13 protein-coding genes are annotated in these 12641 nt (G+C 53.9%); 3 read left to right on the top strand and 10 right to left on the bottom strand.

The features are described from left to right. The coding region (locus V7680_RS08135; protein ID WP_335652789.1) for a class I tRNA ligase family protein at positions 1-1034 on the top strand (1034 nt) is incomplete at its 5' end. 81 nt (positions 1035-1115) lie between these two features. Here the strand turns inward: V7680_RS08135 and V7680_RS08130 are convergent. The 8 genes from V7680_RS08130 to V7680_RS08095 all read right to left on the bottom strand — a co-directional run bounded on the left by V7680_RS08130 (position 1116) and on the right by V7680_RS08095 (position 8861). Next, positions 1116-2819: an ATP-binding protein gene (locus tag V7680_RS08130; protein WP_335652788.1), complete on the bottom strand. Its 1704-nt coding sequence runs from the start codon at positions 2817-2819 to the stop codon at positions 1116-1118. A gap of 113 nt (positions 2820-2932) precedes the next feature. Beyond that, a complete protein-coding gene (locus tag V7680_RS08125; protein ID WP_335652787.1) occupies positions 2933-3697 on the bottom strand; it encodes a TIGR02186 family protein in 765 nt (254 codons plus the stop codon). Positions 3698-3702: 5 nt separating this feature from the next. Beyond that, on the bottom strand, positions 3703-4617 hold the full coding sequence (locus V7680_RS08120; protein WP_335652786.1) for a sulfite exporter TauE/SafE family protein: 915 nt from the start codon (positions 4615-4617) through the stop codon (positions 3703-3705). A gap of 103 nt (positions 4618-4720) precedes the next feature. Then, a complete protein-coding gene (locus V7680_RS08115; protein ID WP_335652785.1) occupies positions 4721-5263 on the bottom strand; it encodes a hypothetical protein in 543 nt (180 codons plus the stop codon). 592 nt (positions 5264-5855) lie between these two features. Next, a complete protein-coding gene (locus V7680_RS08110; RefSeq protein WP_335652784.1) occupies positions 5856-7283 on the bottom strand; it encodes a glycosyl transferase family protein in 1428 nt (475 codons plus the stop codon). Positions 7284-7372: 89 nt separating this feature from the next. Continuing rightward, on the bottom strand, positions 7373-7816 hold the full coding sequence (locus V7680_RS08105) for a hypothetical protein (protein WP_335652783.1): 444 nt from the start codon (positions 7814-7816) through the stop codon (positions 7373-7375). A gap of 61 nt (positions 7817-7877) precedes the next feature. Beyond that, entirely contained in the window at positions 7878-8237 is a 360-nt protein-coding gene (locus tag V7680_RS08100; RefSeq protein ID WP_335652782.1) for a hypothetical protein, read from the bottom strand. Positions 8238-8324: 87 nt separating this feature from the next. Next, positions 8325-8861 (bottom strand): helix-turn-helix domain-containing protein, encoded by a 537-nt coding sequence (locus V7680_RS08095; protein WP_335652781.1) that lies wholly within the window; start codon positions 8859-8861, stop codon positions 8325-8327. Positions 8862-9166: 305 nt separating this feature from the next. Here V7680_RS08095 and V7680_RS08090 point away from each other — a divergent pair, with 305 nt between their 5' ends. Together V7680_RS08090 and V7680_RS08085 are read left to right on the top strand one after the other, a co-directional pair. Beyond that, the gene (locus V7680_RS08090) at positions 9167-10585 is read left to right on the top strand and encodes a spinster family MFS transporter (protein ID WP_335652780.1); all 1419 of its coding nucleotides are present in this window, start codon (positions 9167-9169) and stop codon (positions 10583-10585) included. Between the two features lie 6 nt (positions 10586-10591). After that, complete coding sequence (locus V7680_RS08085) at positions 10592-11026, top strand: acyl-CoA thioesterase (RefSeq protein WP_335652779.1); 435 nt, start codon at positions 10592-10594, stop codon at positions 11024-11026. 109 nt (positions 11027-11135) lie between these two features. On the opposite strand, the gene V7680_RS08080 is transcribed toward V7680_RS08085, so the two are convergent. Further along, a complete protein-coding gene (locus V7680_RS08080) occupies positions 11136-11960 on the bottom strand; it encodes a crotonase/enoyl-CoA hydratase family protein (protein ID WP_335652778.1) in 825 nt (274 codons plus the stop codon). Between the two features lie 37 nt (positions 11961-11997). Continuing rightward, positions 11998-12615: a 2-hydroxychromene-2-carboxylate isomerase gene (locus V7680_RS08075; protein ID WP_335652777.1), complete on the bottom strand. Its 618-nt coding sequence runs from the start codon at positions 12613-12615 to the stop codon at positions 11998-12000. Between the last annotated feature and the right edge of the window lie 26 nt (positions 12616-12641).

Raw genomic sequence — 12641 nt, 5'->3', positions numbered from 1 at the left:
ATGTCGTAGATCCGCTCGGCCTGATCGACCAATATGGTGCCGATGCATTGCGCTTTTTCATGGCGGCAATGGAAAGCCAGGGCCGCGACATCAAAATGGATGACAAAAGAGTCGAAGGTTATCGTAATTTCGCGACCAAGCTATGGAATGCGTCGCGCTTCTGTGAAGTGAACGGCATTGGCGCGAGCAAGACGCTCGCCGCGCCGGAAGCCACTCTGCCCGTCAATCGCTGGATCATCAGCGAAGTGGTCGAAACGCAGCGCGCGCTCGACAAGGCGCTGGCCGACCTGCGCTTCGATGCGGCGGCGAACACCATCTACCACTTCACTTGGGACCGGTTCTGCGACTGGTATCTCGAACTGATCAAACCGGTTTTGCAGGGTGAGGATGCTAATTCGGCAGACGAAACCCGTATCGTCGCCGGCTGGGTTCTCGACCAGATCATCGTCATGCTCCACCCGTTCATGCCGTTCATTACCGAAGAGCTCTGGCATAGCATGGGCGACAGAGAATATGATCTGATCGTAGCCAAATGGCCCGAACCGAAAGCGGAAACCGACAAGGATGCGAAGGCAGAAGTCGACTGGCTCATTCGCCTTATCTCGGCCACCCGCACAGCAAAAGTCGAACTGAACATTCCGCCCGGAACGAAAATGTCAGCCCATGTTCGCGATGGCGATGATGCTCTGGCAGAGCGTATCAAACGGCAAAGCTCCGCGCTGGATCGCGTAGGCAGGCTGGAAAGCTTTTCCTTTGACGCCGCACCCGAAGGCGCGACTGCCCAAATCGTCGTGGACGGTGCAACCTATGTGCTGCCGCTGGCAGGTGCTGTCGATTTCGAAGCAGAAAAATCACGACTGACAAAAGCGCTGGAGGCTTCTCAGAAAGAAGCCAAATCACTGTCCGGTCGTCTTTCAAACCCCAATTTTGTCGAGAAAGCCAAACCGGAGGCGGTCGACAAGGCCCGAGCCGATCTGGCGGAGAAAGAGGCGGAAGCAGAACGGCTGCAGGCGGCTATCGATCGCTTGGGATAAGTCTATTGGCATTTTGGCATCAATCGGAACCTGAATTCCGATTGATGCCAGCTATCGCATGAACGGCGCAGTAGAGCGAACTTAACGCCCCTGTGCTCTCCAGCGTTTGATGACCCGCTGGATAATTTCTTCTTCGCCGCCATGTTCGCACCACAATTCGGAGAACACCGGATCTTCCGAAGCCGGACGACGTTCTTCGGCCAGCGTATCCAGCGAGACACGGATCGGGATCGCAACACCTTCACCGCAGCAAATCACTTCGCGATTGCGCAGCGCCGGGATGGAGTCGAGAAACCCTCGTGCACCCTCGGGCATGGCAGCTTTCACGAAGGCTTGATCTCGGTCATTGTTGAGACGCATCGACAGGATTGTACCGCATTGCGAGAGCACACCTTCGGCCAGATCAGATGGCCGCTGTGTGATCAGGCCCAGCGAAACACCATATTTTCGGCCTTCTTTTGCAATCCGGCTGAGAATATCGCGCACACTGCTTTCCTCCGCGACATCATCATTGGGAATATAACGGTGGGCTTCCTCACAGACCAGAAGCATTGGCCTGGACGGTTCGTTGCGTGACCAGATCGCATAATCGAACACCAGACGACTGAGCACGGAAACCACTGTGGGCGTGATTTCCGATGGCATTGCCGAGACATCGATAATCGAAATCGGCTTGCCCTCGGACGGCAGTCTGAAAATCTTAGAAAGAAATGCGGCCATCGTGTCACCGACAAGCATGCCGGAAAACATGAAGCTGTAGCGCGGATCGGCCTTGATCTCGTCGATCTTGGTTTTTAGTCGCTGATAGGGCGCGCTGTTGGTCGACTTGTCGAGCTTACCCATTTCGTTCTGCAGTATCCCGGTAAGGTCAGACAGCAAGTAAGGTACCGGCGAATCCACCGTCAGCTTCGCGACGTTCGCGGATGCCTGATTTTTTGCTTTTGCGGCCAGTAGACATTTGGCGAGAATATCGCAGTCCATCTGTTTGGCATCGCCTCTGGACTGGACAAACACTTCGCAATGCTCGCGAAAATTCATCAGCCAATAAGGAAGGTTGAGGTTGTTCACATCAAACAATTTACCATTTTCCTTGAAGGCGGCTGAATATTCGCCGTGCGGATCGATCATTATGATATGACCTTCGGGCGCCAGATCACAGATTTTATGGAGAATGAGAGCGGCCGAAGTCGATTTACCTGTACCGGTGGATCCCAGTAGCGCGAAATGCTTGCCGAGCATGGCGTCGACATAAAGCGCGCCACGAATATCATCGGTGGGATAGACCGTCCCGATTTCGACGTTGGCGCGGCCATCCGAAGCATAGACCTGTTTCAAATCTGCGGTGGTCACAGCATAAACGGCCGAGGCTGGTGTCGGATAACGGGTCACACCGCGACGGAAATTATATATATGTCCAGTCAGTTTTTCTTCATCACCTTCACCAAGAAAATCTATCTCGGCAACCACCAGCCCCGCTTGTCCTTGATAGAGACGCTGGGTACGGATATTGGCGAGCAACCATGTCTGGCCGACACGGATCTTGACCTGGCTACCCACTTGACCCGCCATTTTAACGGTAGGATCGGGATGATCGAGCAATTTCGTCAGAATGGCGCTATCCATGACAACTTTCGAACCCGAGCCCGCAATTTCGATAACTTCGCCAATTTGATGGCCTTCGCTCCGCTTCGGAGCGACGGCGGGGTCTGCATGGCCTTGGGTTTCATTTTCTGAAACCGGGAGAGGCCTTGCGGCGGGGAAATGATGGGAACCCATGTCGGACATAGCCGTTTTTCCTGTTTTTACTGGTCTGAAAAACTGGACTAGAGGATCATGGTTAAAGAAGATTTACCGGACCAGCAGAAATGCAAATCCTCGAATCCAAGCGTCGGCAGGCATCACATCTTGCGGAACAGATATCCGGCAGACCATCCCAGAAAAACCGAAATGAACACAGCTATAAGGCCATAGAGAAAGCCATATTCCTGGGAGAGATTGGTGATGAAACGCCCCATTCCAATCTTTTCAATGGTCACTTCTTTGACTTCTGCCGCCGCTACCCGGCCGTCGAGGATGAGGAATGTTTCGGCGGTATAATCGCCCACCGGGACGCTGGCTGGTAGATTGATTCGCGCCTGATACAGCACGCTATTGGTAATTTTGACGCTATTCGGCAGGTTTTTGAATAGCTTTCCGCGGGAATTGAGGTCGACCAACCCGACAACGAATCGGTCCAGTTCCCGGCTATCAATCGCACCGGCTGGAGAAAGCTGCAAATGATCCAGTCCCAGTTCGTATATATCTGCCGTCTTGTCATCGACAATCTGCTCGATCGGCTTGGAGGAAGCGACCGCATAATAGCCGGGAGCTGACCGAAATTCGCTGCTGGCGGCGTTGATCCAGATACCTGCTATCTGCTGTTTTTCGCGCACAACGATTGATTCAACCGGCCCTTTTAGGACAACCACAATATCAGCCTGATCAGTATTGCGGGTCCCTGCCGGATAGGTGATGGCTCCGAAAAGCAACAATTGCGCACCATTGAAATCGCCCCTGATACTGATGCGATCCTGCGACACCTCGGGTACCAGAACCGGTGCGTTTGCCGTGATCAACATGGCGATCCCGAATAACGATACCACCCGAAGCAAAAGAAATTGCATCTGCTTCACAGGAGCTGCACCGTGTAAATCTCATCAGGTTGGAACCCTAATCCCAGCGCCATCCGTATTGCAACGAGCAACACCATGGACGCGAGTGCCAGCCGGAGATATTCTGGTCGCATCCGTTGAGCAAATTTTGCGCCCAGTTGCGCGCCGGTTACACTGCCCAATAGCAGCAGCGATGCCAAAACGATATCGACAGCCCGCGTCGTCATGCTGTGCATCATCGTTGACGCTATCGTGACGAACAAAATCTGGAACAATGAGGTTCCGACCACCACCTGCGCACCCATACCGAGCAGATAGAGCATGGCTGGCACCATGATAAAGCCACCGCCAACGCCGAGCAACATAGTCAGGATACCAGTCAAAAGACCGAGCACAAAAGGAGCGATAGGCGAAATATAGAGGCCGGACCGGTAAAAGCGCCATCGGAAAGGCAGGTTGGCAACCAGTGGGTGGTGACGCCTCTTCCGCGCGGGCAGCGGCTTGCCGGCGCGCAGCGCCCTGACGCTTTGCAAGGATTCCTTGAACATCAGGCCGCCGATACTGGACAGCATCAAGACATATAGAACATTGATGACAGTATCAATCTGACCCCATCGTTGCAGAATCTGGAACAGTCCGGTCCCGATCAACGTGCCAATCATACCGCCGGCCACCAATATTCCGCCCATCCGAAAATCGACACCTTTGCGGCGCATATGGGCCGCAACGCCCGAAATACTGGCACCAGTAACCTGGGTAGATGCAGATGCGGCAGCAACCGTCGGCGGTATGCCATAGAAAATTAGCAATGGAGTAGTGAGAAAGCCGCCGCCGACGCCAAACATACCTGACAAGATCCCCACCAGTCCGCCAAGCAGGACGATGACAAACGCATTGACCGAAAGATTGGCGATTGGGAGGTATATGTCCATATTGCTATGGGACTAATCTCTTTTTGTTGTGGGATAAAGGGCGTTGCGATGTGGAAGGTGAGAAATCAATCCGTTTGTCCAAGTGGAAGCAGAATCCGCCAGCTCAAAAGCTAGTTGAAAGTGTTATCGCCATTCCACTTCTCGGCCGGGCATCGCCAGCAACCCGGACCCGCCAGTCGACCGCAATACGCGCAGATTTCTTCCCCAGCGGGATTCTGAAATCGGCTCGCGGACCGAGGTCCAGTCGGGCAATATTGCGTTGACCACCGACCCAGGCTCCGGTTCCGACGGACAGTTTCTTGCGATCAGATTCCAAGATCGGCCGCTGCAAAGTTGCAAAACCGTCAAAAAAATAGGTTTCGTCGTCACCCAGCACATATCCCGCCTGAGCATAAGTCTCGAGTGCTAGCTTTTCGACGATCCGATCCGGTCCCGTTCCGCCGGTCGCGTAAAAGGCGGTACCGCGATCACTTCCCGAATCTGCCCTTAACCTTTTCTCGGCATGGATAGAAATCGGGAGGTCATCGAAAGGCTGGATCCTGACACCGAAGGCGAGTTCCTCTTGGGCCAGTGGCGTCAACGCGGCACCGAGCCGCCCGTAAACCAGCATATCGGGATCGGGTTTAGTAAGAATCGGATAAGACAAGATAGCGCCGATCTGGCTACCACCATATTGCCCGTTTGAAATTGTAGCTCCGGTGCCTGTCGCGCCCGAGCTGTCGGCTTGGGATGTGTGCCTAGTAAAAATCCAAAAATAACCCTTCAATCCCTGCCCGCTTCGCTTGTCGGGTATAGTTTGCATTGCCGAAAAGCTCGAACCCGCTCTGCGAACAAGCCCTCCTGCTGGCACCGGAGAAGTATCGGGTGTAAGCCTGTATGCGATGGGTTGGGGGCGCAGCGTCAACAACGAGAGACTTTGCTTTGAGGCGGGCAAGCGAACAGGATTCGGATCAATCAATCTGAGCGCGGGATAGGAGATAATCACCGAGGCATGTTTTTTGTCTACGATGTCGCTACGCACGAAAGGCATCCGGGTTTCGATAGTAGCGGGGCTTATCGTTCCATAACCCTGCATTTTCCGAATGTCACGAGTTGCCGCTTGACCACGCAAAGGGTCCATCAGGCCCATATCAATTTTTTCGGTAATATTCCACGATATGACCCGCGCCAATACCCATATGACGGCCAAAGTTCCGAAAGCCCGAAGCGGCGCGCCGGAAGCTTTGCGACCCAAGGCATCAGCTCCTTTCGCCGACAGAAAGATTTGGCCTAAGCTTCTGAACATCATCGGCATCGGGATAAAAGTGAGCAGTTTTTTCCCAGTTCACCGGATGACCGACAAGTTGGTTGATATAATGACCAACGGCGCGCCAGGCCGCCAAGATATTGATCAGATTGGCAACGATCGTCCTGGGCATCGACAGGAGCGCCTCGCGAAGGCCGTATAATGCAAAGACAAAGCAGCTTTTCAACAACTGCCGCCACATCAGGGATCCAGCGTTGATGAGAAGCAATGTCTTCAAAAATTCGGAAACCGGCTGCAATCTGTAAACACCCAGCATTTCTGCAAGCAGTAATATAGCTGTCAAAATGACAGAGACATAAGCGACGGCCAAGACAATAGCAGCCATGGCGGCCTTACGATCACGCAATCGCATCCAGTTTTCTCGCCAGTCGTTGTTCCACCCCAACCGATCCCATCCAGATAAGGAAATGCCCGCTATCCAGCGGCTTTTCTGACGGATGGCATCTCCCAATTTTTCCGGAAAGAACTCCTGTGTCGCGACCAATTGCCCGTGCCGATCGCGCAGTCGCGCAAATATTCCACGAGAATCACCCTCTGTCAGTTTGAGACCCAATTCATAATCTTCGGTCATGCTTCGCGCATCAAAGGGTTTGCCTTTGGTTTTGACAGACAGTTTTAGCAACGCGTCCCGCGCGAATGCGCAGCCCACGCCAGCCGACGGTATGGAAGCACCAAGGGCCTCGCGCATCACCATTTGCTTGCCGTGCAATTCGGCAAATTCATCCCCATAGTGACCGGCCACCCATCGCGATCTTGTGGCACGGCGCGGAATTACCGGCAATTGAACCAAGGCCGCCCGCCCAATTAAATGTTCGAGAAGTCTCAGCTCTTGGGGATGAACAAGATCCTCTGCATCGTGAAGGACAACCGCGGTGTAATTGGACTTTTCTTCGATTTCATCCTGGCAAAGCGCATCCCACAGATGGTTGAGGCAATCCGCCTTGGTGGTCGGCCCGTTCTGCCGACAAATGACAAGCCGGAGTTTTCCCGAACCGGATGCCGCAGCCGCGACCGCTGCGATGGTCGCTCGATCATTGGGATAGCAGCCGACATATATCCGATAAGCGCTCGTTTTCCATTGCCGCAAACACCTGTCCAGCATGGCACCGATAACCGGGGCCTCGTTCCACGCCGGCACGAATATCGCCATCCGCCCATCGGGCGCGGGATCACCGAGGGTTTCCACGGTTGCCCGTTTATAACGAGAATAGACGAACAATTTGCGTTTCAACCGGTAGAAAATCCACAAACCGTCAAAAACCAGGTCGTCGACCGTACCAATCAGAAAGCACAGGCTGGCAAAAAGCAGCAATTCCTTTTGGAGGAAATCTAGAAACAGCAAAATATCATCGCTTGCCATGGCAACACTCCGGGAATTCGCAGAAGCGGTGCCACTGCGGAAATTGAAGACAATGGTCAGGAACTAAAAGAACAAATCGGCGCGGCGCGCTAACGGCGATCGGTTTCTTGGTTTTCTAGCAATGGCGCGTGCTCATAGGATCCGATCGCCAGTGCCAGCAGCATCGGATAAGCCCAGAATGCCGCCCCGGTCGCAAACGCCCAAGGCGTTATCTGCGGCGCTACCAACATTGCCGTATGAATAGACACCGCCAGCAGGTGAAATGCGGTTGCCCATATCGGCCAGAAACGATCCGATTTTAGAGCCAGATGGATCAATGCAATCAGGGCAACGATGTCGACAACAAATATGCCGCCTTCCACGCCTGTCCAGGAATTTTCTACCATTCTGCCGATCACCAAGGTGGCTAGCGATCCCACGACCATGATCGCTGCCCCGAGATATTCAGCCCGGTTGCCGTGGAAAATCGCATATCCACAGCAGACGAAGAGAAATACATAATAGAGATAAGCCCAACCCGTATTAAAAATCACAACCCTATGACCTTTGCTCTATCGACTGCGGCATCGCCCCCACAGAAATACTCACCGGTAGCTAGGCAGCATGGTCGATCAACCTGACTAGTTCCCCATCCTGCTTTTTTGCCTGAACAGGCGGCTTCATGTCGTCGCTTCCCATGGCCATGGCTCGCAATCCAATCTGATCGCGGGTGTCTGCCAATCGGTTGTGGGTCGCAACCAGATGTCCTCTTGCACCGACCAATGCCGACAATGTTTCAGCCGCCCGTGATATCGCATCCTGCCCAACGACGGCCGACAAATTGGCATCCATCCTCGCGGTAGGCATATATCCCGCCAAGTCCGCCATTTTGCGAATTGCCTCGTCCACGGCTTTTTCAGTCGCGAATAACCTACTCGCCAAATTCTCGGCTGCATTCCGTCGTTGCTTTAGCATATTGTCTCCTTTCGCGAGAATTGACATCTCGGCATGCTCCAGATTACCAAATCGGGGAGAGAATACGCAGGCCCGGAAAGGTGTTTATCACCCTTTAAGCCGGGAAAGCGCCTCCAATCCCGCTATAAGTCCACCGAAAGACAAAGCCGAACCAATCACTATCGCCAATATCCAACCCATCCGCTCGACGGTGCCAAGATAATTTTTCTCGCCTCGATACCGCGGGATAGGAAGACGTTGGCTCCTGATTTGAGATGTTTCAAAAGTCGCCTCGGCACCATTGCCTTCACTTTTTAAAACACCCTCGATCAATGCGATCTCGTCGCGTCCGCCCTCTCCGATTAACGCTTCCAGTCTCCCGCTTTCCTCTGGCGGCTCAACATCCGACATTTGATATATCAACGGTTGATATCCGCCCTCGACATCAATCGCGGCAAACTCCCGCGCGGCCTCAAAACGAGATTGCACGTTCAAAATGCGCATAGCGGTACGCAATCGTTGATCGACGGTGTGCGGAGATACTCCCAATTGCCGTGCAATTTCTTTAGAATTGTGATGCGCAAGCACCAGTCGCAAACAATCGCGCTGCCCGTCATTCAATCTGTCTGCTGCCGCAATACTCATGCGAAGTGAAACCACCCGAATCGCTCCGACGGAGGTTGAAATAGCCGATATCTAGCGACCAATTTGAAGTAAAAATCTGCGATTATTTGCAAAAAACGTGGTCGTTGCGACATGTTTCCCCCTTTATTGCAATGGCCTGACTCTTTGATACAATCCGTTACAATAACAGAAATCAGCCATTTCGTGAAATTTTTCCATTTTGTACGCTGATCGCGCGACCGACTCGCACCTCGAGCCTAAGCTGTTCAAAGTCCACTGGACTTGTCCGCGCGTTCAGGCCATCAACCAAAGAAAAAGGAGAGAGCATGAACGCAACTCAAGCAGGACCCGTAACCAACACCGGACTGGCATATCGATCCGGCGGGTATCGGAACTATGTAATAATTTCGCTGATGCTTCTCTACACATTGAACTTCATTGATCGGATATTGATCGGCGTAGTCGCCCAACCGATCATCGAAGAGTTCAAGCTGCAGGACTGGCAATTCGGCCTGTTGTCCGGTTTCGGTTTTGCCCTGATGTATACGGTCATGGGCATCCCGATTGCCCGGCTCGCCGAACACATGAACCGCGTCAAGATCATCGCCGTCAGTGTCATATTGTGGTCGCTTATGACTGCGTTGTGCGGAATAGCCGGCAGTTTTATCGCATTACTCGTCTTCCGTATCGGCGTCGGCATAGGGGAAGCCGGCCTCACGCCAGCAGCCAATTCAATCATCTCGGACTATTTTCCGCCGCGCAGCCGCGCCCGGGCAATCGCCATCTATACCATGGGCATCACGCTGGGCGGCGTCCTCGCCAATGCCTTTGGCGGGCCTATCACCCAAGCATTTTCATGGCGCGAGGCATTTCTAGCGCTGGGCATACCCGGAGTGATTTTCGGTCTGATCTTCCTGTTCACCGTCGAGGAGCCGCCCCGCGGCTATGCTGACCCTCCTACTGCAATCAAGCCGAAGAAAATGGGAATAGCAGATACGGTTAGGGAATTGTCAGCCAAACGCAGCTTCTGGATCAACATGATCGCCGCCGCTCTGGTCGCCTTTGTCGGCTATGGCGTCACCAATTTTCAAGTCGCCTTTTTCCAGCGCGTTCACGAACTGTCGATCTCGGAAGTAACGCTACAGATCGCCGTACCGCTCGGGCTCGCCGCATCGGTCGGTGCGTTTCTCACCGGTTATCTGACCGAGAAAATGAGCGGTCGCTATCCCAATGTGGTTGCCTGGCTGCCTGGCGTCATGCTGATCATGTGCGTGCCACTCTACTGGGTTGGCTTCACCACCGACAGCGTACCGCTCGCCCTGACGGTCTTGCTTTTCGCTGCAGCTCTGCACTACGGCTATCTCGGCGCCCAATATACGATCTGCCAAGGCGTTGCGAGCCCGCAGTCGCGGGCGACCGCCGTTGCCCTGTTCCTGTTCATCGTCAATCTCATCGGCTATGGTTGCGGCCCTCTCGTTATGGGCATTGCCAGTGACATGCTGATGAGCGCCAATCTTGCCAGCTCCCAGTTTGCTGCCGAGCTGACCGGCCAGATCTGCAAAGGCAGTCCGGAAGACCTGATAGCAGCCCTCGGCGCGGCCAAGGCCGAAGCCTGCCTGACAGCAAGTGCAGAAGGTCTACGTTGGGCGATCATCTATATCGTCAGCATATTCTTTGTTGCCGGCGGCATGTATATTTATGCCTGCAAGACGCTGCAAGAAGACCTTGTAGCGAAAATGAGCTGAGGCAATATGTCCCGTCCTGAAGCGTGGCAGCTGGTTGCTGAAAACTATCCCGTGTCTGTTGTCATGCAGACAAGGTTTCAGGATATCGATCCGAACCGGCATCTCAACAATGTCGCCTTTGCGTCATTGTTCGAGAACGCCCGGGTCAGACTGAACCGCGAACTGCGGCCGTGGAATGACCGGCCAAAGAACGAGCGCAGCATGGTTGCGGCGGTTACAATCAACTATCTTCACGAAGGCCAATATCCCGATGACGTCGAGGTCAGTTCGGGCGTCAGCAAGATCGGTACATCCAGCTATGTAATTGCGCAGGCCATGTTTCAAAATGGCCTGTGCATTGCCACCTGCGATTCGGTGATCGTATGCCGGACCGATGGCGAGGGCAAGCCGCTACGCGCACCTGTGGTGGCCGCGCTCGAAAAGATGCGGACCACCGCTTAGCCGCTTTCCGTCAAAGGAGCGTTCGCACCGCGCCTGTAGAAGTCCGGTACAATCTCGAAACGTCCTTCGACAAGCTCAGGACGAACGTCATTCCACAGCAGCCTTCTGCTCAGTCGGTAAATTTGGCGGCGCGTTTCTGCATGAATGCCATCACCGCTTCGACCTGATTTGGCGTGCGGCTAACCTTGTCCTGACCGGCAGATTCCATCATCAATATCTCGTCTTCATTCATATCCGGCAGCTTGTTGATCAGATCTTTGGAGATCTGCACCGCCTGGGGGTGCTTACTGGCGATCTCGGTCGCAATTTCCATGGCCTTGGCACGCGGATCGTCGGACAAATGGCTAACAAATCCAAGTTCCTTGCCCTCTTCACCGGTAAAAATGCGGTTGGTATAGGTAAGCTCGCGCAAGATATCATCGCGTACAAAACTGCGCCAGGTGGTGAAGCTACCCATATCAGGGATCAGGCCCCAGCGCATTTCCATGATCGACATTTTGGCATCCGGCGCGACCACACGGATGTCGGCGGCGCTTGCCAATTGCAGGCCGCCACCGATGCACGGACCGTGGACCGCAGCAATCACCGGCGCTTTGAGATTCCGCCATAACAATACAATATGCTGATATTTATTGGCATTGCCGAAACTGCGCTCGGAAAGCGTGCTGGCGAGCGGCGAACTCTCCCCACCCTTTTTTTCTTCAACTGCCGCGGCAGCGGATGCGGCAAAGCTGCCCATATCGAGGCCAGCACAGAAGGCCTTGCCCTCACCGGACAGGACGATGGCTCTTATGCCTTCCATAGCCGCCAGCTTCTCGCCTGCTTCGACGATCGCATCAATTTGCGCGGCATCCAGCGCATTCATCTTGTCCGGCCGGTTGAACCGGACATCGGCGATATGATCTTTGACGGAAATGGTGACGCGTTCTGACATGACAAGGCTCCGGTTTACTGGATTCGAAGGAAAGCTGTTACGCCTGTTTAATCGCCCAATTAACCAGCGGCAACTGGTCATTGCCGAAATACATTCTTTCACCATCGCCAAAGGGTACGAAAATACTCGGCGAACCATAAGACCCGCGAGCAATTGCCTCTTCGGTATTGGCGCGTAACCGGTCCTTGATCTCTTGTTCCTGCGTCCGCGCCGCCAGCACCTCTCCGTCCATGCCAAGCTCGTTTGCGATGGCGATCAGCACTGCCGGATCATCAAGATTGCGCTGCTCGCCATAATATGCGTTGAAAGCAGCGGTCGCGAACTGGTGCAGCGCTTCCTGATCGTCTTCCAGTGCGCAGCAGAGCCGCATCGCATGCACCGACTTTACCGGATGATGTTCGCTGGGGAAATTCATTGGCACTCCGGCCAGCTTCGCCCAGTCCTTGAGCACCCGGAAACTGTGGACGAATTTGCGATTGTCGGGATTTTCCCGCGCTGCATAGACGTCCTGATTCACCGCATTGAATACGCCGCCGACCAGAAATGGCTTCCAGATGATCTTGGCGCTGTTGTCTTCGATAATCGGCTGGATATTGTGGAACGCGAGATGGGTCCATGGCGAGGAGAGGTCGAAATAAAATTCTACGGTCTTCATGTATCAAGTCCCTTTATCAATCTTGT

The organism is Parasphingorhabdus sp. (assembly GCF_036963705.1).
Classification (GTDB): domain Bacteria; phylum Pseudomonadota; class Alphaproteobacteria; order Sphingomonadales; family Sphingomonadaceae; genus Parasphingorhabdus.
Note: the sequence above shows the minus strand (reverse complement) of the source record. Positions and strands in the feature narration are given on the sequence as shown.